The sequence below is a fragment of the Streptomyces sp. NBC_01450 genome, assembly GCF_036227505.1.
Classification (GTDB): domain Bacteria; phylum Actinomycetota; class Actinomycetes; order Streptomycetales; family Streptomycetaceae; genus Streptomyces.
Genome location: NZ_CP109480.1, coordinates 9,204,658 through 9,228,469 on the forward strand (window position 1 = coordinate 9,204,658; position 23,812 = coordinate 9,228,469).

General features: G+C 71.6%; 24 protein-coding genes. 5 read left to right on the plus strand and 19 right to left on the minus strand.

Going from position 1 to position 23,812, the window contains the following annotated elements; all coding sequences use genetic code 11:
• Window position 1 precedes the first annotated feature (1 nt).
• Both OG568_RS40955 and OG568_RS40960 read left to right on the plus strand, forming a co-directional pair.
• The gene (locus OG568_RS40955) at window positions 2-724 is read left to right on the plus strand and encodes an ABC transporter permease (RefSeq protein ID WP_329535160.1); all 723 of its coding nucleotides are present in this window, start codon (window positions 2-4) and stop codon (window positions 722-724) included.
• 57 nt (window positions 725-781) lie between these two features.
• Window positions 782-1,225: a hypothetical protein gene (locus OG568_RS40960; RefSeq protein WP_329535161.1), complete on the plus strand. Its 444-nt coding sequence runs from the start codon at window positions 782-784 to the stop codon at window positions 1,223-1,225.
• Window positions 1,226-1,229: 4 nt separating this feature from the next.
• On the opposite strand, the gene mug is transcribed toward OG568_RS40960, so the two are convergent.
• The 14 genes from mug to OG568_RS41030 all read right to left on the minus strand — a co-directional run bounded on the left by mug (window position 1,230) and on the right by OG568_RS41030 (window position 15,660).
• Window positions 1,230-1,775 carry a G/U mismatch-specific DNA glycosylase gene (mug, locus tag OG568_RS40965; RefSeq protein ID WP_329536586.1) on the minus strand — a complete coding sequence of 182 codons (546 nt, stop codon included), beginning with the start codon at window positions 1,773-1,775 and terminating at the stop codon, window positions 1,230-1,232.
• A complete protein-coding gene (gene purB, locus OG568_RS40970; RefSeq protein WP_266622821.1) occupies window positions 1,772-3,214 on the minus strand; it encodes an adenylosuccinate lyase in 1,443 nt (480 codons plus the stop codon). Before purB ends, mug begins: the two co-directional genes overlap by 4 nt.
• A 102-nt stretch (window positions 3,215-3,316) precedes the next feature.
• Entirely contained in the window at window positions 3,317-4,555 is a 1,239-nt protein-coding gene (locus tag OG568_RS40975) for a cytochrome P450 (RefSeq protein ID WP_329535162.1), read from the minus strand.
• 24 nt (window positions 4,556-4,579) lie between these two features.
• On the minus strand, window positions 4,580-5,974 hold the full coding sequence (locus tag OG568_RS40980; RefSeq protein WP_329535163.1) for an NAD(P)/FAD-dependent oxidoreductase: 1,395 nt from the start codon (window positions 5,972-5,974) through the stop codon (window positions 4,580-4,582).
• Entirely contained in the window at window positions 5,964-6,203 is a 240-nt protein-coding gene (locus OG568_RS40985) for a ferredoxin (RefSeq protein WP_329535164.1), read from the minus strand. Before OG568_RS40985 ends, OG568_RS40980 begins: the two co-directional genes overlap by 11 nt.
• A 63-nt stretch (window positions 6,204-6,266) precedes the next feature.
• Window positions 6,267-6,881 carry a hypothetical protein gene (locus tag OG568_RS40990; RefSeq protein ID WP_266580750.1) on the minus strand — a complete coding sequence of 205 codons (615 nt, stop codon included), beginning with the start codon at window positions 6,879-6,881 and terminating at the stop codon, window positions 6,267-6,269.
• A gap of 136 nt (window positions 6,882-7,017) precedes the next feature.
• Window positions 7,018-7,356: a DUF4326 domain-containing protein gene (locus OG568_RS40995; RefSeq protein WP_329535165.1), complete on the minus strand. Its 339-nt coding sequence runs from the start codon at window positions 7,354-7,356 to the stop codon at window positions 7,018-7,020.
• 36 nt (window positions 7,357-7,392) lie between these two features.
• Window positions 7,393-8,175 carry an SGNH/GDSL hydrolase family protein gene (locus OG568_RS41000; protein WP_329535166.1) on the minus strand — a complete coding sequence of 261 codons (783 nt, stop codon included), beginning with the start codon at window positions 8,173-8,175 and terminating at the stop codon, window positions 7,393-7,395.
• Window positions 8,176-8,249: 74 nt separating this feature from the next.
• Window positions 8,250-9,263 carry a hemolysin family protein gene (locus tag OG568_RS41005; RefSeq protein ID WP_329535167.1) on the minus strand — a complete coding sequence of 338 codons (1,014 nt, stop codon included), beginning with the start codon at window positions 9,261-9,263 and terminating at the stop codon, window positions 8,250-8,252.
• Window positions 9,260-10,603 (minus strand): hemolysin family protein, encoded by a 1,344-nt coding sequence (locus OG568_RS41010; RefSeq protein ID WP_329535168.1) that lies wholly within the window; start codon window positions 10,601-10,603, stop codon window positions 9,260-9,262. The genes OG568_RS41005 and OG568_RS41010 overlap by 4 nt, the downstream gene beginning before the upstream one ends.
• Window positions 10,604-10,763: 160 nt before the next feature.
• Entirely contained in the window at window positions 10,764-11,189 is a 426-nt protein-coding gene (locus OG568_RS41015) for a GNAT family N-acetyltransferase (protein WP_329535169.1), read from the minus strand.
• Window positions 11,190-11,246: 57 nt separating this feature from the next.
• Entirely contained in the window at window positions 11,247-12,146 is a 900-nt protein-coding gene (locus tag OG568_RS41020) for an LLM class F420-dependent oxidoreductase (RefSeq protein ID WP_329535170.1), read from the minus strand.
• 66 nt (window positions 12,147-12,212) lie between these two features.
• A complete protein-coding gene (locus OG568_RS41025) occupies window positions 12,213-14,777 on the minus strand; it encodes an FtsX-like permease family protein (RefSeq protein ID WP_329535171.1) in 2,565 nt (854 codons plus the stop codon).
• Between the two features lie 10 nt (window positions 14,778-14,787).
• Window positions 14,788-15,660 carry an ABC transporter ATP-binding protein gene (locus tag OG568_RS41030; protein WP_329535172.1) on the minus strand — a complete coding sequence of 291 codons (873 nt, stop codon included), beginning with the start codon at window positions 15,658-15,660 and terminating at the stop codon, window positions 14,788-14,790.
• Window positions 15,661-15,806: 146 nt separating this feature from the next.
• Here OG568_RS41030 and OG568_RS41035 point away from each other — a divergent pair, with 146 nt between their 5' ends.
• Window positions 15,807-16,070 carry a toxin-antitoxin system HicB family antitoxin gene (locus OG568_RS41035; protein ID WP_329535173.1) on the plus strand — a complete coding sequence of 88 codons (264 nt, stop codon included), beginning with the start codon at window positions 15,807-15,809 and terminating at the stop codon, window positions 16,068-16,070.
• A gap of 4 nt (window positions 16,071-16,074) precedes the next feature.
• Window positions 16,075-16,449: a fic family toxin-antitoxin system, toxin component gene (locus OG568_RS41040; protein WP_266416940.1), complete on the plus strand. Its 375-nt coding sequence runs from the start codon at window positions 16,075-16,077 to the stop codon at window positions 16,447-16,449.
• An 18-nt stretch (window positions 16,450-16,467) separates the two neighbouring features.
• Here the strand turns inward: OG568_RS41040 and OG568_RS41045 are convergent, their stop codons facing one another.
• Both OG568_RS41045 and OG568_RS41050 read right to left on the minus strand, forming a co-directional pair.
• The gene (locus tag OG568_RS41045) at window positions 16,468-17,154 is read right to left on the minus strand and encodes a class I SAM-dependent methyltransferase (protein ID WP_329535174.1); all 687 of its coding nucleotides are present in this window, start codon (window positions 17,152-17,154) and stop codon (window positions 16,468-16,470) included.
• A gap of 106 nt (window positions 17,155-17,260) precedes the next feature.
• The gene (locus tag OG568_RS41050) at window positions 17,261-17,947 is read right to left on the minus strand and encodes an esterase/lipase family protein (RefSeq protein ID WP_266416944.1); all 687 of its coding nucleotides are present in this window, start codon (window positions 17,945-17,947) and stop codon (window positions 17,261-17,263) included.
• Between the two features lie 115 nt (window positions 17,948-18,062).
• On the opposite strand from OG568_RS41050, the gene OG568_RS41055 reads away from it, so the two are divergent.
• Window positions 18,063-20,345, plus strand: coding sequence for a LuxR C-terminal-related transcriptional regulator (locus OG568_RS41055; RefSeq protein WP_443077816.1), 2,283 nt, complete (start codon window positions 18,063-18,065; stop codon window positions 20,343-20,345).
• A 69-nt stretch (window positions 20,346-20,414) separates the two neighbouring features.
• Here OG568_RS41055 and bioD read toward each other — a convergent pair whose 3' ends face one another.
• The 3 genes from bioD to bioB are packed head-to-tail and all read right to left on the minus strand — an operon-like array spanning window position 20,415 to window position 23,641.
• Window positions 20,415-21,131 carry a dethiobiotin synthase gene (bioD, locus tag OG568_RS41060; protein WP_329535175.1) on the minus strand — a complete coding sequence of 239 codons (717 nt, stop codon included), beginning with the start codon at window positions 21,129-21,131 and terminating at the stop codon, window positions 20,415-20,417.
• Between the two features lies 1 nt (window position 21,132).
• The gene (locus OG568_RS41065) at window positions 21,133-22,431 is read right to left on the minus strand and encodes an adenosylmethionine--8-amino-7-oxononanoate transaminase (protein WP_329535176.1); all 1,299 of its coding nucleotides are present in this window, start codon (window positions 22,429-22,431) and stop codon (window positions 21,133-21,135) included.
• Window positions 22,424-23,641 (minus strand): biotin synthase BioB, encoded by a 1,218-nt coding sequence (gene bioB / locus OG568_RS41070; RefSeq protein WP_329535177.1) that lies wholly within the window; start codon window positions 23,639-23,641, stop codon window positions 22,424-22,426. The genes OG568_RS41065 and bioB overlap by 8 nt, the downstream gene beginning before the upstream one ends.
• Window positions 23,642-23,812: the final 171 nt, after the last annotated feature.

The following is a 23,812-nucleotide window of genomic DNA, read 5'->3' on the forward strand; positions in this document are numbered from 1 at the left end:
CATGGCATTCACGCCCGTGTTCCACTCCGAGTGGATCAAGATCCGCACCCTGCGGTCACTGCTCGCGGCGCTCGCCACGATCCTCGCGGTGACGGCACTCTTCTCCGCGCTGGCCTCGTCCGACTCCGGCGGTGACGACTTCGACCCGCTCTTCTCGGCCTTCTTCGGCGTCAGCTTCGGGCAGATCGCGGCGATCGCGTTCGGCACGACCGCCGTGTCGTCCGAGTTCCAGGGCGGAGCGCTACGGCTGTCGCTGGCCGCGGTGCCCCACCGGGGGCGCTGGTTCGCGGCCAAGGCGACCGCGATCGCCGTGCCCGTGCTGACCGTCGGCCTGATCACCGGCCTCGTCACGCTGGCGGTGGGCAACGCGGTGCTGGGCACCAAGGCCGACGGCCTGAGCCTGGCCGAGGAGACGCGTGGCGTGGTCGGCTGCGCCGTCTATCTCACGCTGATGGCGCTGTTCGCGGCCGGACTGACGGCGTTGCTGCGCAGCGGAGTGGCGACGCTGAGCATCCTCGTACCGTTCCTGCTGATCGTGTCCTTCGTGGTCGGCGACATGTCGAACAACATCGCGGACCTCCTCCCCGACCGGGCCGGTCAGGTCGTTCTCCACGAGACCTGGGACGGCGCCCTGGGCCCCTGGACCGGGCTCGCGGTGACCGGGCTGTGGACGGCGGCCGCGCTCGCGGCGGGGGCGTGGAGCGTGCGGCGCCGGGACGCCTGACCTCAGGCAGGCGCCGGCGCCCCGCCAGTTGTCAGTGGCGGCCGGTTTACTGGAGCCATGGACATCACGCACTGGCTGGCCACGATCGACCTGCTGTGCGCCCGGGACTTCCCCGCGGAGCACGGCAGGACGGACGTGGGCACGGGGGGACCCGGGTATCACATCGCCGAGTTACAGACGAGCGGCGACTTCTGGGAGGACGACGGGACGGATCGGGAGGAGACCGAGGCGCAGTACGAATGCGACCGGGACGGACTCGGTGAGCGGCTGACCGGGCGCTGGGGAGCGCCCGATGTCATCAGCCTGAAGAGCACGTTCGAACGTGCGCAGGACGGCGAGGACATACCGGAGCCCTGGGCCTCCCTGAGCTCGCACGTGCCGAACGTACAGCTGTGGAGGCCGCCCGAGACGGCCCGGTGGATAGCCCTTGGCGTATCCCAGTGGGACAAGGAACTCCCGTTCCAACTCCTGGCCACCGTCACGGAGATCGCCCCACCGTGACCCGCTAGCCCCGCGCGGCCTCCCGCAGCCGCCCGAACTCCTCCGCCATCGTCTGCGCCGTCCAGTGCGCGTTCAGCCCGCTCGGGTTGGGCAGCACCCACACGCGCGTGTCGCCGAACGTCCGCTCCTGCGGCCCCACTTGGGCCTTGCGATCGTCGAACGCGGCCCGGTAGGCGGTCACCCCGAGCACGGCCAGCCACCGCGGCCTCCACCCCGTCATCCTCGACGCCAGCAGCCGCCCGCCCTCGCGGTACTCCTCCGCACTCAGCTCATCGGCCCGTGCCGTCGCCCGCGCCACCACATTCGTGATGCCGAGCCCGTACGACAGCAACTCCCGCTGCTCCGACGGTCTCATGAGCCTCGGCGTGAACCCGGACAGATGCAGCACCGGCCAGAAGCGGTTGCCGGGCCGGGCGAAGTGGTGGCCCGTCGCCGCCGTCATCAGACCGGGGTTGATACCGCAGAACAGCACACCGAGGCCGTCCGTGACGACGTCCGGTACGAGACGGTCGCGGGCGGCCTCCAGCTCCGCCTGGGTGAAGCGGGTCAGAGGATCGCCCCCGGCGTGTAGCCCGCGGCCTCCGGGTGCTGCTTCACGATCTCCTCGACCCGGGCGACGACGGCGGCGACCTGCTCGGCCGCGGCACCGGTGAAGGACAGCTTGTCGGCCATCAGTTCGTCGAGGCGCGCACGGTCGAGCGGGATGCGCTCGTCGGCGGCGAGCTTGTCGAGGAGTTCGTTGCGCTCGGCGCCCTGCTCGCGCATGGCGAGCGCGGAGGCGACGGCGTTCTCCTTGATCGCCTCGTGCGCGACCTCACGGCCGACACCCGCGCGCACCGCGCCCATCAGGACCTTGGTCGTCGCGAGGAACGGCAGGTAGCGGTCCAGCTCGCGCGCGACGACGGCCGGGAAGGCGCCGAACTCGTCGAGGACGGTGAGGAAGGTCTCCAGCAGGCCGTCCAGCGCGAAGAACGCGTCGGGCAGCGCGACCCGGCGGACCACCGAGCAGGACACGTCGCCCTCGTTCCACTGGTCGCCCGCCAGCTCGCCCGTCATCGAGGCGTAGCCGCGCAGGATGACCATGAGGCCGTTGACACGCTCGCAGGAGCGGGTGTTCATCTTGTGCGGCATCGCCGAGGAGCCGACCTGGCCGGGCTTGAAGCCCTCGGTCACCAGCTCGTGCCCGGCCATCAGCCGGATCGTCTTGGCCGTCGAGGACGGCGCGGCCGCCAGCTGCACCAGCGCGGTCACGACCTCGTAGTCCAGCGAGCGCGGGTAGACCTGGCCGACGGAGGTGAAGGCCTGCGAGAAGCCGAGGTGCCCGGCGATCCGCTGCTCCAGCTCGGCGAGCTTCGCCGCGTCCCCGCCCAGCAGGTCGAGCATGTCCTGCGCGGTGCCGACCGGGCCCTTGATGCCGCGCAGCGGGTAGCGGCCGAGCAGCTCCTCGACGCGGCCGTACGCCACGAGCAGCTCGTCGGCGGCGGTCGCGAAGCGCTTGCCGAGGGTGGTGGCCTGGGCGGCCACGTTGTGCGAGCGGCCGGCCATGACCAGCTCGGCGTACTCGCCCGCCAGCTTGCCGAGCCGCGCCAGGACAGCCACCGTACGGTCGCGCATCAGCTCCAGCGAGAGCCGGATCTGCAGCTGCTCGACGTTCTCGGTGAGGTCCCGGGACGTCATGCCCTTGTGCACGTGCTCGTGCCCGGCGAGGTCGTTGAACTCCTCGATCCGCGCCTTCACGTCGTGCCGCGTGACCTTCTCGCGCTCGGCGATCGAGGCCAGGTCGACCTGGTCGAGGACGCGCTCGTAGTCGGCGAGGGCGGCGTCCGGGACCTCGATCCCGAGGTCCTTCTGCGCCCGCAGCACGGCGAGCCACAGCTGGCGCTCCAGCTTCACCTTCTGCTCGGGGGACCAGAGCGTGGCGAGCTCGGCGGAGGCGTAGCGTCCGGCGAGGACGTTGGGGATACGGGGCTTTGCAGGCGCGGCAGTCACGTGGACGGAGTTTACCCGCCGTCCGGAGGGACTCCGGAACGTCCGTACGCTCCGGAGCCCAGGTCAGCGGTGGTGGCCTGGGCCGGAGGCCCAGGGCTTGCCCTAGGGGAGGACGCCGTCGCAGGCGATCGACAGATGGCGTGGTCCGCGCAGGACCGCGTTCTGCCGGTAGGGCGGCGGGTCCTCCAACAGCCGGGGGTTCTCCAGTCTGCGGGCCAGCTCGCTCAGCGCGAGCTGTGCCTCCAGGCGGGCCAGCGGAGCCCCGAAGCAGCTGTGGATGCCGCTGCCGAAGCCGAGGTGCTGGATGTCCCCGCGGTCCGGGTTGAACCGGTCCGGATCCTCGAAGCGGTCGGGGTCGCGGTTCCCCGCCGCCAGCACCAGCCACAGCGACGCGCCCTTGGGAATGGTGACCCCGCGGACCTCGATGTCGGCGACCGTGGTGCGCTGCGGCACCAGCTGCACCGGCGGCTCGAACCGCAGCAGCTCCTCGACGATGGGGACGGCCAGGTTCGGGTCCTTGCGCAGCCGCTCCAGCACGTCGGGGTTGCGCAGCAGGGTCAGCATGCCGTTGGTGATGAGGTTGACCGTCGTCTCATGGCCGGCGATCAGCAGGAGTGCCGCGGTGCTCAGGACCTCCATCGTCGTCATGACACCGTCCGGCCCTCCCGCCGTGGACAGCTGGGACAGCATGTCGTCACCGGGCTTCTTGCGGCGTTCCTCGATGAGCCCGGCCAGATACATGCCCAGCTCGGTGCGGGCGTTGTGGGAGACCTTGGCGCGCTCGTCGGCGTCGGCGCCCGGGACGGGGTCCAGGCTGGCGGCGATCGTGTCCGCCCAGGAGTGGAAGCGCGCCTCGTCCTCGCGCGGCACCCCCAGCAGCCGGCAGATCACGGTCACGGGGAAGGGATAGGAGAACTGGTCGACCAGATCGATCTGGTTCGGGTTGTCGATGCCGTCGATGAGCCCGGAGACGATGTCCTTCAGCTCGCCGTGCATCTCGTGGACACGCCGCGGGGAGTGCGGCGGCCCGAACGGCCGGTTCGTCATGCGCCGCAGCCGGTCGTGCTCCGGCGGGTCGAGCCGCAGGAAGCTCGGCGGAAGGGCCGTCTCCTCGTCCGCCTCGGCGGCCAGTGGGCCGCCGGCGACCGGCGTCTTCAGATTGCGGGCGTCGGAGCTGATGCGCGGATCGTGGAGCAGGCTCTGGATGTCGTAGTACTTGCTGACGACGAACGGCCCGTCCGCGTCGTGGTACACCGGCGTCTTGCGCAGCTCCGCGTACAGCGGATACGGATCGGCACGGTGGGCGTAGTCGATGATCTGCCGCAGGATGGCTTCGGTCATGAGTGCGTCCTAGGGAACGTCGGATCAGTGCCGAGCGGGGGTGAACGTCAGCCGCCGGTCGTCCGGCGCGTATCCGCTGAGGGTGACGGTCGGGCCGTGGGTGGGCACGGACGGGTCGGGGAAGTCCGCGGGCATCGGCTGCTGCCCCTCGGGGCGGCGGTCCACGGTGGGGGAGGCCGGCGGGAACGGCGCCGTGGTCTCGATGAGCTGCTGGTAGAACTGCAGCCACTTCGTCTGGTCGAAGGTGACGGCGCCGATGACGCGGTCCTGGTACCCGTAGACGCCGGTGAACCTGTGCTCGCCGCGGGAGCCCTGGGCGATGAGGATCTCGGTCCCCATCGACGGCACGCCGACGGACTTGATGTTCACGCCGAACTGGGAGGACCAGAAGGCGGGCACCCAGATGTGGGGACGGCGGTCCGCACTGTCGCTCAGCATGTTGTGCGCGGCGGTCTCGGCCTGGGAGACGGCGTTGCCCCAGTGCTCCAGAGACAGGAACTGGTAGCCGAACAGCGGGTGCGGGGACCGTGCGACGTCTCCGGCCACATAGATGTCGTCGGTGACGATGCCCCGGATGTCGAAGGCCCGGCAGCCGGCGTCACAGGCGATCCCCCGGGGACCCGCGCCGAGTCCGGACCCGGCGAGCCATTCGGTGTTGCGCTGGGCACCGAGGGAGACGACCACCACGTCGGCCTCGATGGTGTTCCCGTCGGAGAAATGCGCGGCGCGGACGTGCCCCGCGGAGTCGCCCTCCAGGCCGGTCACCATGACGCCGCAGCGCAGGTCGACGCCGTGTTTGCGGTGCAGTTGCGCGGCGACCTCGCCGACGACTCCGCCGAGCGCTCCGACCAGCGGCGCGCCGCCCCGCTCGGCCACGGTCACCGCGATCCCGCGTTCCCGGCAGGCGGAGGCGATCTCTGAGCCGGTGAACCCGGCGCCGATGACGAGCACACGGCGGGGGCCCTGCGCGAGCGAGCGCTCCAGCGCGTCGGCGTCGTCGCGGGTCCGCAGCACGAACACCCCGTCGAGCTCAGCCTCCTCCTCCTGGGGCCAGGGCCGGGCCCGTACACCGGTGGCGATGAGCAGCCGGTCGTACTCCACCTCGTCGCCGTCGGCCAGCCGTACCCGCCGGGCCGCCATGTCGAGGCCGGTGGCCGGAACCCCGAGACGCCACCGCGCGTCGATGGCGCGGTGCCGGGGGAGGCCGGTGCGGTCCGCCGTCGCCCTGCCCAGCAGGACCTGCTTGGACAACGGCGGTCGGTCGTACGGCTCGTAGGGCTCGTCCCCGATCATCGTGAGGGAACCGGCGAACCCCTTCTCCCGCAAGGTCTCCGCGGCCCGCAGACCCGCCAGTGAGGCGCCGACGACGACGATGCGGCCCTCACGCTTGAGCCGGTCCAGCGATCCGTCACCGCTCACCGTTCGCCTCCCGGTCGGTTCCGGGGTTCCCGTCCAGGGAGTCCGCGTCCACCGTGATGGCCTGGACGGGACACGCGGCCACGGCTCGCGCCATGTCCTCGCGCCGGTCCTCCCCGGCCTCGGGGTTGTAGAGCAGGGACTCGTCCCCGTGCATGGCGAACACATCGGGAGCCAGGAACGCGCACTGCGCGTATCCCTGGCAGCGGTTGAGATCGACGACAAGCCTCACCGAGGATCAGCCTTTCCGTGGCCCGTTCTCGTCCCCCTGCCATCAGCATGCGGGAGAGGGTGCTCAGCCGCTCGCCGGAGCACGCAGGCCGACGCGCAGGAGGTGGAGGCTGACGACGAGTGCCCAGGCCGGGAAGACCAGTTCCGACCAGGGCAGCGAGGATCCCGCGACGAGCAGGACGAGGCCCACGAGATAGCCGAACAGGGCGAGCGGACGGGGGAGGGCGCCGAGCCGGTGACCGATGGTCGAGGCCGTGAAGACGAACACGGCGGCCATGCGGAGCGCGTACGTCGTCATCAGCGTGTAGGCGAAGTGGCGGCCGAAAGCGGAGGGTTGGCTCAGTACGCTGCCCGCCGCGGCGCCGGCCCCGAACATGGTGGCCACGAAGACCAGTCCGCTGCCCAGGAAGACGGTGGCGACGAATCTGTCCTCGGCATCGCCGACCCGTGCGCGCAGGGCGCCCATGAACCACAGGAAGAAGATCCCCGTGAACGGGAGGATCTCCAAAGCCGTACGCACCGCCCACTGTTCGTTCGGCGCGACGGTCTCGTCGGCGGCGTTCCCCGTGGGGATGGCGATCCGCACCAGCACGATCGCCGCCGCCAGCAGGAGGGCGAACACCGTCCCCGCCAATCCGGCGGCGCGCGGTGTCCGCAACCGCTCTTCCTTCGGCTCCATCGGCGCCGGCTCTCCTCCCGAAGCCTCCGTCCCCCTCTCGGTCCAGCAAGCAGGCACCGGCGTTGCGACGCCACCGGGGACACCCGTGGGGGTGACGCCCCGAAGCCCTCGGCGGGGCTACGAGGCGTCGGTCGGGCTACGAGGCGTCGGCCAGCTCCGCGAGGATCTCGCCGTGGCACAGCTCGGGTACGCACCAGCAGGCCAGCGTCTTGCCGCGCAGCGCGGGCACCTGGGCGAGGAGGTCGGGGCGCTCGAGGAGATACGCCCGGTACTTGTCCATGATCTCGGCGCGGGTTCCGTCGCGCTTCTTGGTGGGAGTGTCGTAGGCGAACGGGTTGTAGAGCGGGTGCTGCGGGAGGTCCCAGTGGCCCATGGTCCAGCGGCGGCCGATGTAGACGAGGTCCCCCGGGGCGTGTTCGAGCCGGGGGCCGAACTCGTGGATGTGACCCTTGAGGTTGATCACGGTGGTGGGCATGGGATTCCCTTCGGTCGTCCGCCTCCCCTCCGGTGTCTACGTCACTGGCCCCTCGTACGGCAGCAGCTCCGGCCGCTTGGCCGGGCGTCCGTCACCCGACGAGCGTCCCGTCAGCCGTCGTCCTATCCACGGCAGCAGGTGCTGCTTGGCGAAGCTGGCGTCGGCGGCACGGCGGGCGGCCCAGCCTGGCGGCGCCGTCGGCGGCATCGCCGTACGCCACTCCTTGTCCTCGGGCGCGTACCCGAGCGTCTGCCAGACGGCCTCCGCGACCCGGCGGTGCCCCTCGGCCGTCAGATGCAGCCGGTCCACGTCCCACATCCGGGGGTCGGCGAGCGAGGGCGCCCCGTAGAGGTCGACCACCAGCGCGCCGTGCCGCTCCGCGAGCCCGTCGACGACGGAGAAGAGCTCTTCCATGCGCGGCCGGAACCGTTCGAGCACCGGACCGTTGCGGCCCGGGCTGCGCATCAGGACGAGCCGCTCGCAGGCGGGAGCGAGCCGCTCCACGGCCTCCTCCAGGAGACCGCGGACACGTCCCATGTCGACCTTGGGGCGCAGGGTGTCGTTGAGTCCGCCGACGAGGGTGATCACGTCGGGCCGCATCGCGACCGCCACGTCCACCTGCTCCTCGACGATCTGGCCGATCAGCTTGCCGCGCACCGCGAGGTTGGCGTACCGGAAACCGGGCGTCAGCGCGGCCATCCGGCCCGCGAGGAGATCGGCCCAGCCGCGGTAGGAGCCGTCGGGCAGCCGGTCCGACATGCCCTCGGTGAAGGAGTCGCCGACCGCGACAAGACTGGTGTAGGTGGCATTCGTCTGCATGGCGGACAAGATGGTAACCCGCACGCATACTCGCCGGTCGGTCGGGCTGCCACCCGGGACGGCCCCGGCCGCGCTCACACCGTCTGCCCGAACAGCTCCCTCAGTACGTCCTCCATCGTCACCAGCCCCGTCATCCGTCCGTCGCTGCCCATGACGGCCGCGAGGTGCGTACGACTGCGGCGCATCGCCGTGAGGACGTCGTCCAGCGGGGTGCTCTCCCGCACCCGCGCGATGGGCCGCATGTCCTCCACCGGGCAGGGCACATCGCGCGGCATCGCGTCCAGCGCGTCCTTGACGTGCAGATAGCCCACGATGCGGCGCCCCTCGTCCACGACCGGGAAACGCGAGAAGCCGGACTCGGCGGACAGCCGCTCCAGCTTCTCCGGAGTGACGCCCACGCGCGCGTAGACGACACGCTCCAACGGCAGCACCACGTCCCGTACGGGCCGGCGGCCGAGCTCCAGCGCGTCGTGCAGCCGTTCCAGAGCGCGGTCGTCGATGAGCCCCGCCTCGCCGGAGTCCTTGACCAGCCGGGCCAGCTCGTCGTCGGAGAAGGTGGCGACGACCTCGTCCTTGGTCTCGACCCGCAGCAGCTTCAGCAGGCCGTTCGCGAAGGCGTTGACCGTGAAGATCACCGGGCGCAGCGCCCGGGCGAGCGCCACCAGCGGCGGCCCGAGCAGCAACGCGGTGCGCACCGGCTCCGCGAGCGCGATGTTCTTCGGCACCATTTCGCCGAGCAGCATGTGCAGATAGGTCGCCAGGGTGAGCGCGATCACGAACGAGATCGCGTGGCCCGCGCTCTGCGAGACACCCATCGCGTGGAAGGCCGGTTCCAGCAGGTGCGCGATGGCGGGCTCGGCCACGATGCCCAGGACCAGCGTGCACAGGGTGATGCCCAGCTGCGCGGCCGCCAGCAGCGCGGACACGTGCTCCAGGCCCCACAGCACGCTGCGCGCCCGCCGGTCGCCCTCCTCGGCATGCGGTTCGATCTGGCTGCGGCGCACCGAGATCAGCGCGAACTCGCCCCCCACGAAGAAGGCGTTCACGACCAGCGTCGCGAGCCCGATCAGCAGTTGTACGGCGGTCATCGCGCCCCCCTGTCCTCGTCGTGGCGCCGCTCCCCGTCGAGCGGCGCGTGCAGCAGCACCCGCGCGGCCCGCCGCCCGGAGGCGTCCACCACCTGGAGCCGCCACCCGGCGACCTCGACGGCGTCCCCGACGGCGGGAATGCGGCCGAGCTCGGTCGCGAGGAAACCGGCCAGCGTCTCGTAGGGCCCCTCGGGCACCCGCAGCCCCACGCGGGCCAGCTGGTCGGTGCGGGCGGACCCGTCGGCCGAGTAGAGCGCCCGCCCCGTCTCGTCCGTGCCGGCCGGGGCGAGGTCGGGTGTCTCGTGCGGGTCGTGCTCGTCGCGGACCTCGCCGACGACCTCCTCGACGATGTCCTCCAGGGTGGCGACGCCGGCCGTGCCGCCGTACTCGTCTATGACGACAGCCATGGTGCGCCTGCCGGACAGCCGGTCGAGCAGGCGGTCGACGGTGAGTGACTCCGGTACGAACAGGGGTTCGCGCATGACCTGGGAGACGGGGGTGCGGGGCCGCCGCTCGGCGGGTACCGCCACCACGTCCTTGATGTGTGCCACGCCCACGACCGAGTCGTGGTTGCCGCGGTAGACGGGGAAGCGGGACAGACCCGTCGCCCGTGTCGCGTTCGCCACGTCCTCGCAGGTCGCCTGGACGTCCAGCGCGATGACCTGGACGCGCGGGGTCATCACGTTCTCCGCGGTCAGGTCGGCGAGGTTCAGGGTGCGCACGAACAGCTCGGCGGTGTCCGCCTCCAGGGCGCCCTGCTTGGCGGAGTGCCGGGCCAGGGCGACCAGCTCCTGGGGTCCGCGCGCGGAGGCCAGTTCCTCGGCCGGTTCGAGGCCGAAGGCGCGTACGACCCGGTTGGCCGTGTTGTTGAGATGCGTGATGAACGGGCGGAACGCGCCGCTGAACCAGCGCTGCGGCGTCGCCACCCGCCTGGCCACGGCGAGCGGGGAGGAAATCGCCCAGTTCTTGGGAACCAGCTCGCCGACGACCATCAGGAAGACCGTCGACAGGGCCGTACCGATGACCAGCGCCACCGAGCGGGACGCGGAGGGCGAGACACCGATCGACTCCAGCGGACCCGCGATCAGCTTGGCGATCGACGACTCGGAGAGCATGCCGACGACCAGGTTGGTGACCGTGATGCCGAGCTGGGCGCCGGACAGCTGGAACGTCAGATTCCGTGCGGCCTTGAGGGCACCCGCCGCGCCCCGCTCGCCGCGCTCGACGGCGCGCTCCAGCTCGCTGCGCTCGACCGTGGTCAGGGAGAACTCCGCCGCGACGAAGGCGCCACAGGCCAACGAGAGCAGCACCGCCACCAGGAGGAGGAGCACTTCGGTCATCGGGTCACCTCCGTCCCATGGTCGGCCAGGGGCGGAGGGATCGCGCGATGTCGGGTACGGGGAGGCTCGCCCATGGGCGGACGCTCACACCTTTCATGGGAGGACCGGGTGATCCTCCCATGGTAAAGGATCGGCAAAGTGCCCTCTTGGGTGCCGGACGTCAGCCGGTGAGTGGCTTCGCCCAGCGGCGCCACTGCTCCTGGAGCGCGTACCCGGCGGCCCGCCAGGCATGCTGCCCGGTCTCGTTGTGCCGCAGCACCATCGCGTCCGCGCGCCGCCCCCCGAGTCGTACGAACCGCTCCTCGGCGGCGGTGAGCAGCGCCGAACCGATCCCGAGGCGCCGCCGCTCGGGATGCACCGCGAGCCGGTAGAGGTGGCAGCGCCAGCCGTCGAAGCCCGCGATCACCGTGCCCACCAGCTCGCCGTCGTCCTCGGCCAGGATCAGCGCCTCCGGGTCGTGGGCGACCAGTAGCTCCACGCCGTCCCGGTCGTCACTGATACTCGTGCCCTCGGCCGCCACCTTCCAGAAGGCCAGCACGGTGTCGATGTCTTCGGGCGTCGCGGCCCGTATCCGCAGGTCGGTCATGGCGTCGATCCCATCACGTGTTCCGCGGGGCGGTGCCGAATTCCGCGATGCGGACGGTCACTCGCCCCGCAGCGCCTCGATGACGGGGGCGAACGCCTCCATGTTCGGCTCCAGGACCGTCAGATACGAGAATCCGTACCGTTCCCGCTGCGCCCGCACCTGCGCGACGATCTGCTCCAGCGTTCCCACCAGCACGATCGGCAGCTCCAGGACCTGGTCCTCGGGCAGGTTCGGGATACGGGGCAGCCAGGGCCGGATCGCGGCGCCGCGGTCGTCGGTGACGTCGAGGATCTGGATCAGCAGATTGAGCTCGGCGGGCTCCTTGCGCCCCTCGGCCGCCTCCCGGTACAGGGCGACGCGTTCGTCCATCTCGGCGGCCGTGATCGGCTCCAGCGTGCCGCCCGGGCTGGTGCGCGCCCCGGTGAACGCCGCGATGTCCGCGTGCTCGGCGGTGAGCCGCAGCATCCGGTCGCCGTTGGCGCCGATCAGCAGCGGCACCCGAGGTCGCTGCACGGCCTGGGGCTCGTGTGCGTCGGAGCCGAGGAGGCGGTCCAACTCCTCGACGGTGTGCCGGAGATGGTCGACGCGCTCGCGCGGCGAGCCCCAGGGGAGGCCCGCCGTGTCGTGCTCCGCTCGGATGTAGCCGGTGCCGAGCCCGAGTTCGAGTCGGCCGCCCGTCAGCGTGTCCGTGGTGGCGACCTCGCGGGCCAGCAGCGTGGGATTCCAGAAGCCCGCGTTGAGCACGAAGGTACCCAGGCGGGGCCGCTCGGTGACCTCGGCCGCGGCCACCAGCGAGGGGAAGGGGGCTGGCATGCCCAGATGGTCGGGGACCAGGATCACGTCGTAACCGAGTTCCTCGGCCCGTCGGCACTTGGCGCGCCACTCGTCGACGGGTGCGGGGGCGAGCAGGTTGACGCCGAACCGGAACGGGCGGGCGGGACGTGCGGACTGCGACATGAACTCTCCTCATTCACAAGCCACTTGAGCGCAAGGGGCGAACGGGGCGGGCCGGACGCGAGGATCTCATTCGTGCGCGATCGCCGCCAGTACGTTCATGCGCGAGGCACGCAACGCCGGCAGCAGCGCCGCCACGATGCCCACGACCGCCGAACCCACGACCACGGCGACGATGGTGGTCCAGGGGACGGCGAGCGACTTCATGCCCTGCAGCGCGAGGACGCGCTGCACACACAGACCCCAGACCAGCCCGAGCGCGAGGCCGAGAACGGCGCCGAACACGGCGATCACCACCGACTCCAGCCTGATCATCCGGCGCAGTTGGCGCCGGGCGAGCCCGATGGCGCGCAGCAGCCCGATCTCACGGGTGCGTTCGACCACCGACAGGGCGAGGGTGTTGACCACGCCGAGCACCGCGATCACGATCGCGAGTCCGAGCAGCGCGTACACGAGGTAGAGCAGCACGGCGATCTGATCGTGAACCAGCTTCTTGTAGTCGGCCTGGTCGCGGACCTGTACCTGCGGATACGGCTTGAGCGTCTGTTCCAGGTTTGCGCGCAACTGGTCGGGGCTCGTGCCGGGGGCCGCGTTCACGTACAGCGCGGAGTCCTGCCCGCCGGGCACGTACTTCTCGATCGTGCCGAAGCCGAAGAACAGTCCGCCCTGCATCCCGAACCCACCGGAACCGCCCTGGTCGGTGAGCGCCCCCACGGTCAGCTCGGTCTTCCGTTCGGCGGGGAACTCGACGGGGATCGTGGTGCCGACGCGCACCCCGTGCTCCCGCGCGAACTTCGCGTCCATCGCGAGGTGCCCGCCGCCGAGCGCCGCCGCCGTGTCCCCCTGGGTGTACGCGACGTGGGCGACGTCGTCGAGCCGCGGATCGTAGCCCGCCGCGGTCGTCTCCACCCGCTTGCCGTCCGGCAGCCGCACCGCGACCGGCGTGAACCGCTGGCGGACGACGAGCCCGGCACCCCGGGTGGTGCGCACCTTGTCCGTGATCTCCGCTGTGAACGGCACGAAGTTGCTGTTCTGGATCACGAAGTCGGAGCCCAGCGTCTTGTCGATCTGGTGGTCGAAGGACTTGCTCATGGACGCGCTCGCCACGGACATCCCACCGACCAGCGCGAGGCCCACCATCAGCGCGGCCGCCGTGGCGCCCGTGCGCCGTGGATTGCGCAGCGCGTTGCGCTGGCTCATCAGGCCGACCGGGCCGAACAGGGCGGGGAAGGCCCCGCCCAGGACCCGGATCACCGGCCGCACAAGGAGCGGACCCGCGATCACCGTCGCGATGAGGGTGAGCACGACACCGAGGCCCAGCAGGGAGGCGGCCGTCGAGGTCTTCGACGCCGCGGCGCAGCCGGCCAGCGCGGCGCCGCCGGCCACCCCCACGACCGAGCCCACCAGGGCACGTGTCCGCAACGGCCGACCCACCCCGGCGACCTCGGCGTCCGAGAGGGCCGCCATCGGGGAGACACCGGCCGCGCGCCGGGCGGGAAGATACGCCGCCACGAAGGTGACACCGACCCCGACGACGTACGACGTGACGGGGGTCGGCCAACCGATCACCATCTCGGTGGACTTGAGGTTCATCCCGAACGCGGACATGAGCCGGATCAGTCCGAGGGCGAGCCCGATCCCCGCGGCGAGGCCGAGCGTCGAGCCGACCAGGCCGAGCAGCAGCGCCTCGGTGAGCACGGACCGCCGCACCTGCCGCCGGTCGGCGCCCAGCGCGCGCAACAGGCCCAGCTCACGGGTGCGTTGGGCGATGAGCATCGAGAAGGTGTTGACGATCAGGAAGACGCCGACCAGTACGGCGATGCCGGCGAAGCCGAGCATCACGTACTTGATGACGTCCAGGAATCCGCCGAGCTGCGCGGCGGCGTCCTTGGCCTGCTCGTCGGCCGTCTTCACGTCGTAGGTCCCGGTGCCGACCTGGGCCGCGATCCGCTGCTTGAGCGGGGCGTCGGCGACCCCGGGCGCCGCGTCCACCGCGATGCTCGTGGCGGCGTCCGGGTCGCCGAGCAGGTTCGTCTGCGCGGTCGGGGTGTCGAGGAACAGCAGCGCGGCACCGGGGTTGGTGGTGGTGAAGGTGGCGATGCCGACGATCTTCACCGGGAAGGTGCGCTGCGCCTGCACGGTCAGGGTGTCGCCGATCGCCACGTGCTTGCGCTGGGCGGTGTCCGCGTCGAGCAGCGCCTCGTCGCCGCCGTGCGGGGCGTGACCGGAGGTCAGCTTCACCGGGCTGCGCTCGGTGACCTGCCAGTTGGTGGCGATGGTCGGCGCGCCCGAGGTGGGTCCGATCGACTTGTCCTCGCGGTCGACGATGGTGAGGTTCTCGACGCTCACGTCCATATGGGTGGCCGCCACGCCGTCGACCTTCGCGAGCCGGTCGGCGAGCGAGGCGGGCAGCGTCGGAGTGGCGCCGGTCGCCACCCGCGACTTGAGCTCGTTCTTCGGCGACACGGTCACATCGGCCGCGGTGGAGGCGAAGAGCCGGTTGAACGTACCGGTGACCGTGTCCGAGAAGATCAGGCTGCCCGCCACGAACGCCACGGACAGCACGACGGCCAGCGCCGAGAGCAGCAGTCGTCCCTTGTGGGCGAGGAAGCTCCGCAGAGTCGCCTTGAGCACGGCCGCCGCCTCAGTCCTTGTCGAAGGTGTCGAGAGTGTCGAGAGACGCGTCGTCGGAGTCGGCGGCCAGGACCACGTCCACGTCGTCGCGGGCGCCCCCGGCGGCCGGCCGGCCGCCGGAGAAGTGGCGCATGCGCTCCAGCACCGCCTCCGCCGTGGGCCGCTCCATCTCGTCCACGATCCGCCCGTCCCCGAGGAACAGCACCACATCGGAGTGGGCGGCCGCGCCCGGATCGTGCGTGACCATGACGACGCTCTGGCCCAGGTCGTCGACCGCCTCGCGCAGGAAGCCGAGGACCTCGAGCCCCGCACGGGAGTCGAGGTTGCCGGTCGGCTCGTCCGCGAAGATCAGCTCGGGGCGGGAGGCGAGCGCCCGCGCACAGGCGACGCGCTGCTGCTGCCCGCCGGAGAGCTGCGCGGGCCGGTGCTTCAGCCGGTCGCGCAGCCCGAGCGTGTCGATGACCTGGTCCAGCCACTTCTGGTCGGGTTTCTGGCCCGCGATGTCCATCGGCAGCGTGATGTTCTCGGCCGCGTTCAGCGTGGGGATCAGATTGAACGACTGGAACATGAACCCGATCCGGTCCCGGCGCAGCCGGGTCAGCTCACGGTCCTTGAGCCCCGTGATCTCGGTGTCGCCGAGCCACACCTGTCCGGCCGAGACGGTGTCGAGTCCCGCGAGGCAGTGCATCAGTGTCGACTTCCCCGAGCCCGAGGGGCCCATGACCGCGGTGAAGCGGCCGCGCGCGATGTCCACGTCGACCGAGTCGAGGGCGAGGACGGTGGTCTCGCCGGATCCGTACGCCTTCGTCAGGCCGCGGGCGCGCGCGGCGACCCCGTCGGCGTCCCGTCGTCCGACGGCGTGCTCCGCAGCAGGTGTGGACAAGGCCGCCTCCTCCGTGATGGACGTCCTGACTCCCTGGTCCCAGCCGAGCGTAGTGTGATGCCGCCCACAGCCGGTATCCCCCCGAGGTACCGGCTCCGGCGAGTCGCCCCTTGCCGGTGCTAGCACTTCGGCGCTAGCTTCGAAGTATGGCGAAGACTCAGCTGAACGTACGGGTGGACGAGGGCACGGCCCGGGCGGCCCGGGAGCGGGCCCTGGAGCGCGGCATGAGCGTGAACCGCTACATCGAAGAGCTGGTCAGACAGGACACCGGGGAAGTGGGGCACACCTTCGTGGACGCCGCCTCCGACTTCATGAAGCAGTACGCGAACGTCTTCGCCGAGGAGTTCGGCGCGGACCGCGAGGGCGCACGGAACGCGTTCCGGGACGGCTCACGCGAAGGTCGTCGTTGATCCCTTGAGCAGTCTCAGAGTCGACCTCGCCTGGCTCCTCATGATCGCCGAACAGAAGACGCCCGGAGATCCCCAGGTCACCGACTGGGGAGCCCTCGTCGCCGCCGTCAGCCGGCACGAGGCGGAGATATTCGGCATTCCCGTCTACGACAGCCCGCACGCCCGCGCCGCCGCGCTGCTCCAACTGCTGCTGCACGTCCCGGCGCTCGAGAGATCCAACGCGATGTTCGCCTCGGCCGTCGCGTACGCCTATCTCGTCGCCAGCGGCCTCAAGGTCGTCACCTCGCCCGAGCAGGTGCGCGAACTCGCCCGTCTGGTGAAGGGCGGTGACGCGACCGTGCACGAGATCGCCCAGGAGCTGCGGCAGTGGTGTCTGTGACTACTCGGTGATCGGCGACTACTCGGTGACCGGCGGGCGCCTCGCGCTGCCCAGCACGCAGTACGACGTGGGCAGTCGCGGCCCCTTCTCGGGAATGAACAGCCGCCGGTAGGGACCCAGTTCGAACCCGGCCTCGCGCAGCGCGGCGATCGGGTCGCGGGCCAGATGGCAACCGCCGTTCAGCCGCGGCCACACCGTCCGGTCCAGCCCGCGCTGGACGGACGCCATCACGCGCCCGCCGCCCGTGCCGTGCTCGAAGAACCACACCGTGCCACCGGGCCGCAGCACGCGCCGCACCTCACCGAGGGCCCGCGGCACATCGCGCACACTGCACAGCACCAGCGAGAGCACCGCCCCGTCGAACGCCTCACTCTTGACCGGCAGCGCCTCCGCCGCGCCCGGCACCACGTCCACGGGCACCTCGGAGCGCAGCGCGGCCTCCACGGCCAACTGCCGCAGCAGCCGCTCGGGTTCGATCGCGACCACCTCGGAGACGGCGCTCGGGTAGTGCGCGAAGTTCAGTCCGTTGCCCGCGCCGATCTCGATGACCCGCCCCGAAAGACCGGCGAGCAGCCGGTCGCGTACCGCGCCGATGCCCATCCTGGTCTCGGCCGCCACGCTGATACGGGCGTAGTAGCGGGCGAACAGCGGATGGTGCACGGCGTCTTGCGACACCTTGCCGGAGCCGGCTGACCTGAAGGGCATGACGGACCTCCCGGGAGGACGGGGCCTTACCGGGATTGTCCCCCCAGGACGTCCGCCACACGCTTTACGACGCTCGGCCTACGTCCTGCGTCGGCCGGCCCACCCGTCAGGCGATGAAGTCGCGCACCTGTTCGTAGACGCCGTGGTCGTTGTTCATGTCGGTGTGCGAGATGCAGCCGGCCTCCACATTGGTGGCGCCGCTCAGGATCGCGCTGCTGTCCGGGTTGATCAGCTCGTCGCAGTTCGACCAGTAACTGGCGTACGAGACACTGCCCGGCGTCTCGTCACCGGAGTTCAGCGAGGTCAGGAACGAACTGCCGGTGTACATCTCGGCGCACGAGGTGTAGAGCCACGTGCACCAGCCCGCGACCGTGGTGCCGTGGTTCACCCCGGCGGTCGACACGAAGTCGTCGACGTAGGAGGTCCCGCCGAGGTTCTTGAGGTAGTAGCGGGCACTCAGCGCACCCATGGAGTGGACGACCAGGTCCACCTTCGAGGCGCCGGTCTGCGCGAGGACGTTCTTGACCTCGGTGGAGAGCTGCTGGGCCGTGGTCACGTTCGACTGCCCCCAGTCGTACGACCACGCGAACAGTTCGGAGCCGCTGTACCCGTCGGCCTTGAAGTCGGCGATCCAGTCGTCCCAACTGCTCGCCGAACTGCTGAGGCCGTGCACGAAGATGACGGGGTTGTGGGTGGCGGCCTGGGCGGGGGCCGCCGAGAGGGAGAGCGACACGAGGAGTGCTGCGGCCACGGTGGAGAAGAACGTGGCGATGCGACGCGAACGGCGTTGCATGGTGCCTCCAGACACGGGTGGGGTTGCCTGGAGTGTCAGCCGGGGTCTACGCGCGCCGCATCGGTGAAATCGCCGGTCTTTACTTGCCAGTTAACCCACCAGTAACGTCATTCGTGTGGTGACTTCGGTGAACCCCGTACGCGGCCCCGCACAATCCGAGCTCGGCCCCTCGCTTCCCGAAGGCGTACGGGTGCGGATCCTGCGCACCGCGCACGGCGACCGCCGCGCCGCCGCGGAACTCGCCGCCGTACTGACCGAGCGTCAGCTGACCGGCCTCGACCCGCTTCCCGCGCAGCCTCCCGTACTCCTGCGTGCGTACCGCCAGGAGGTCCGTGCCCTCCCGGACGCCGCCCGGCGCCTCCTGCTGCTCGCGGCGGCCGACCAGTACCCGGTCGACACCCACGCCTTCCTGCGGGCCGTCACCGCGGCCCGGCTCGACACCCGGCCCCTTGTCGCCGCCGAGGTCGCCGGAATCGCCCACGCCACGGCGGGCGGGATCGTCTTCCGCGATCCATGGACCCGGACAGCGGCCTACGAGATCGCCTCCGTGACGGACCGGCGCTCCGTCCATCTCCTGCTCGCCCGCGTCCTGCGCGGCGAGGGCGAGTCACCCCGGCGGTCCTGGCACCGGGGCGCCGCCGCCCTCGGCCCCAGCCGACGACTCGCCGCCGAACTCCGGGCCGCGGCCCACAGCGCGCGCACCGCGGGCGAGCACGACCTGGCCTGCGCCCTCGTCGAACGCGCCGCCACGCTGTCCCCCGAGCCGGGCGAGCGGGCACGGCTACTCGCCCGCGCCGCTGCCGACGCCTGGCGGTCCGGCGACGCCGACCGTGCCCGCCGGCTCGTCGCCGCCACCGACGACGACGCCCTGGCCGGTCTGCTCGCGCTCCGCGCGGGCAACGCGACGGACGCGTTCGACGCGCTGCTGACGGCCGCGGTGCGCCGCGCCGGCGGCGGCCCGGTGGCCGACGGCCCCGGGGGCGCGGCGATGTCCGAGGGCCTGGCCGCGCTCGACGGTCGTACGGTGTCGTGCGGCCGCTTCGCGTACGGCGGCACCACCGGGTCCGCGAGCCCGGGCCCGGCCGCTGTCGAGCACGCCCACCACTCCGCCGTCCATCTCCTCGCCCGCGCCACCGAAGCCGCCATCTACACCGGCGACCTGCGCCGATGCCGGGAGGCCGCGGCCGTCGCCGACCGGCTCGGGATCGTGCCGCCCGGCACGCTGGGCGGGCTGGCCGCGGCGTTCGAGGGCCGGTACGACGACGCGCGGGACCTGCTGAAGGCGGCAGCCGGGCGCTGCGGTCCCGGAGGCGACCCCACTCTGCTGATCCACTCCGGGATCGCCGCACTCATGCTCGGCGACCACACCGCGGCCGCCACCGCGACCGTCCGGGCGGCCGCCTCCGCCCGGGCCCGGGGTGACGGGGTCACCGTTCCCCAGGCCATGGAGTTCCGGGCGTACGCCGACTTCTGGACCGGGCGGCCACGGGCCGCCGAGGCCGCCACCCTGGAGGCCCTTCGCCAGGCGTACACCACCGGCCAGGACAACGGGGCCTGCCATCTGCAGGCGGCCCTCGCGATGTTCGCCGCGGTCACCGGCGACGAGGACGTCTGCCGGGAGCGCGCCGAGGCCGCCCGCTCCTACGCCCTCGCGCGCGGGCTCGGCCTGCCCGCCGCGCTGGCCCTGTTCGCGCTCGCCTTCCTCGACCTGAGCACCGGCCGCTTCGCCGCCTCCGCGGCCCGGCTGCGCGCCCTCGCCGGATTCGGCCCAGGGCACGGGCACCGGGCCATCCGGCACCTCGCCACACCGCACTACGTCGAGGCCGCCGTCCGCACCGGCGACACCCGCGTCGCCCGGGCCGCCCACGCCGACTACGACCACTGGGCGCGTACCGTGCGCAGCCCCGACGACCTGGCCCTCAGCGCACGCTGCCGGGCCCTGCTCGCCTCCGGCGGGGAGGCCGTCGAGCACTACCGCACCGCCCTCGACCTGCACGCCTCGGGCACCCGTGACTTCGAACGCGCCCGCACGGAGCTGCTGTTCGGCGGTGCGCTACGGCGACTGCGGCACCGGACGGAGGCCCGTGACCGGCTGCACAGCGCCCTCGAGGCGTTCGAGCACTTCGGTTCGCCGCAGTGTGCCGCCGCGGCGCGGGCCGAACTCCGTGTCCTGGGAGAGCCCGTCTCCCCTGTGCGGGGCGCCGACGACCTCGTCGCCCGCCTCACCGCGCAGCAGCTGATGGTCGCGCGCATGGCGGCCGACGGGGCCACCAACCGGGAGATCGCGGCACGGTTGTCGCTCAGTCCGCGGACCATCGACCACCATCTGCGGGGAGTGTTCGCGCGGTTGGGGATCCGGTCGCGGATCGAGTTGGTGCGGTTGTTGGGGGAGCGGTGAGGGGGCTGTTCTTCGGCTGCGCGCCAGTGGGGGCTGGGCGCGCAGTTCCCCGCGCCCCTGACGGGGCGCTCAGACCCCCTGCGCCGAAATGAAGGCGTTTCCGTCCCAGGTGCCGCCCAGCCGAGAGGCCAGCCACCCAGGCGCCTCCGCACGGAAGTCGGCGACCGGGTAAGCCCCCGCCCCCGCCGGCAGCGCTCCCAACAGCGGAGCCTCGGCCACGACCGGCAGGTCCGCGAGGTTGCAAAGGGACGCCAGGTCGGGGGAGCCGGGCCAGCTGCCGATGACGACTCCCGCCAGATCCAGTCCCCGGCGCCGGAGTTCACGAGCCGTCAGTTCGGTGGTGTTCAGGGTGCCGAGACCCGCCGACGCCACCACCAGCACCGGCGCGTCCAGCAGGCTCGCCGCCTCCGCCAGTGTGGCGCCCTCGTCGTCGAAGCGGACGAGGAGACCGCCCGCTCCCTCGACCAGTACGAGGTCGTACTCGCTGGCCAGTTCCGCCGCCGCCTTCGCCACCGCGACCGGGCGCACCGGGGGCAGGCAGGCCCGCCGCGCGGCCGTCGCGGGAGCCAACGGCTCCGGATAGCGGGCGAGTTCGAGCGTCGTCACGGCGCCCGCGAGCCGGGCCACCTCGTCGGCGTCCCCGCGCTCGTCCGGGCGTACACCCGTCTGAGCCGGCTTGAGGACGGCCACGGAGCGCCCGGCGGCGACGGCCGTGGCGGCGACGGCGGCCGTCGTGACCGTCTTGCCGACCTCCGTGCCCGTCCCCGTGATCACCAGAACCGCCATGTCATCCCTCCCGCGCCGCCGCGCACACCGCGCGCGCGATCCGTGCCACGTCCGCGTCACTCGTGACGTACGGCGGCATCGTGTAGACGAGGTCGCGGAACGGGCGCAGCCACACACCCTCGCGCACGGCGGCCGCCGTGGCCGCCTTCATGTCGACCTCGTGGTCGAGTTGTACGACGCCGATCGCGCCCAGGACGCGTACGTCCCGGACACCCGGCAGTGAGGACGCCTCCGCCAGCCCGTCCAGCAGACCCGCCTCGATCCGCTTGACCTCCGTCTGCCAGTCCTGTCCGAGCAGCAGGTCGATCGAGGCGCAGGCCACCGCGGCGGCCAGCGGATTGCCCATGAAGGTCGGGCCGTGAGCCAGGACCGGGACCTCACCGCGTGAGATGCCCTCGGCCACCCGCGCCGTGCAGAGCGTCGCCGCCATCGTCATATAGCCGCCGGTCAGCGCCTTGCCGACGCACATCACGTCCGGCGTGACGCCGGCGTGCTCCGCCGCGAACAGCGTGCCCGTACGGCCGAAACCGGTCGCGATCTCGTCGAGGACGAGCAGCACGTCGTGCGCGTCGCAGGCCTCCCGCAGCACCCGCAGATACGCGGGGGAGTGGAACCGCATCCCGCCCGCGCCCTGTACCACCGGCTCCACGATCACCGCGGCGAGCTCGTCGGCGTGCCGCCCGATCAGCTCGCGCAGATGGTCGGCGTACGACTCCTCGTACCCGGCCGGCGGGGCGTCGGCGAACACCTGGCGCTGGAGCACCCCCTGCCACAGGTCGTGCATCCCGCCCTCGGGGTCGCACACCGACATCGGCTGCCAGGTGTCCCCGTGGTAGCCGCCGCGCCAGGTCAGCAGTCGCTGCTTGCCCGGGCGGCCGAGCGAGCGCCAGTGCTGGAGGCACATCTTGACGGCGACCTCGACCGAGACCGAGCCGGAGTCGGCGAGGAAGACGTGCTCCAGGCCCTCGGGCGTGATGTCGACCAGGCGCTTCGCCAGCCGTACGGCGGGCTCGTGGGTGAGCCCGCCGAACATGACATGGCTCATGCGCTCCAACTGGTCGCGCGCCGCGTCGTTGAGGACCGGGTGGTTGTAGCCGTGGATGGCCGACCACCAGGACGACATGCCGTCGACCAGTTCGCCCGAGCCGTCCGCCAGCCGCAGGCGTACGCCGCTCGCCGACTCGACGACGAGCGGTTCCTGGCGGCCGGGCATGGGGCCGTACGGGTGCCAGACGTGCCGCCGGTCCAGCTCCAGCAGTTCGGCCACGGGCAGCGGGGACGGCTCGGACAGATCAGGCATTGGGGGCGAGATCCGTTCCGGCACCCCTGCGGCGTACGGCGACGAGATCCGTACGCGCTTCGGAAGGCTGCTCGTCCTTCGCCTGCTCCTTCGCCGCCACCTTCACGGAACCGCAGACGCCACCGCCCTCGTGGGACCCGCACCCGGCGTCGGCGTGCGAGCCACAGCCGGTCTCGGCGTGCGAACCGCAGCCTCCGCCCGTCGTCACGCGGTGCTCCGGCAGGGTCAGCTCGCCCGCGCCCTCCACCTCGAACCCGGCGTCCGCGATCATCTCCAGGTCGGCCTTGCCCGCCTGGCCCTCGCTGGTGAGGTAGTCGCCGAGGAAGATCGAGTTGGCGAGGTTGAGGGCGAGGGGCTGCATCGTGCGCAGATGGACCTCGCGGCCGCCCGCGATACGCACCTCGACGTCCGGGCAGACGAAGCGGACCATCGCCAGGATGCGCAGACACCGCTGCGGCGTGAGGTTCCACTCCTTGGCGAGCGGGGTGCCCTCGAAGGGGATCAGGAAGTTCACCGGAACGGAGTCAGGGTCGAGCTCGCGCAGCGCGTAGACGACGTCGACGAGGTCCTCGTCCGACTCGCCCATGCCCGCGATCAGACCCGAGCAGGCGGACAGACCGGCCGCGTGCGCCTTCTGGACCGTGTCCACCCGGTCGGCGTACGTGTGCGTGGTCGTGATGTCCCCGTACGTCCCCTCGGACGTGTTCAGGTTGTGGTTGTAGGCGTCCGCGCCCGCCTCGCGCAGCCGCTCGGCCTGGCCGTCGGAGAGCAGACCGAGGCAGGCGCACACCTCTACGTTCTCGTTCTGGTCCTTGATCGCCTTGATGGTGTCGGAGACCCGGTCCACGTCACGGTCCGTCGGACCGCGGCCGCTGGCCACCAGGCAGACCCGCTTGGCGCCCCCGGCGAGCCCGGCCGCCGCGGCCTGTGAGGCCTGGTCGGGCTTGAGCCACGTGTACTTGAGGATGTCGGCCTTGGAGCCGAGGCGCTGCGAGCAGTACGAGCAGTCCTCGGGGCACAGACCGGACTTCAGATTGACCAGATAGTTGAGTTTCACTCGACGGCCGAACCAGTGCCGGCGGACTTTTCCGGCCGCGGCCACCACGTCCAGCACGTCGTCGTCGGACGTGGCCAGCACGGCCAGCGCCTCGTCACGGGTCGGCAGCTCGCGCCGAAGCCCCTTGTCCACCAGCGTGTTCAGCAGGTCCATGAGATCCGATCCTGGCGTATGCGAGCCGCTGCGGCCAAGGAGAGTTTGCACAAGAGAGACGGTTCGACGTGTGGGTATTGCCACATCCTGGGCGGCGGGTCGCCCCGCTAGGGTCTGTGCACTGCCTACAAAACGACCACCTTCATGACCCCTTCACGACCACTCCCAGGG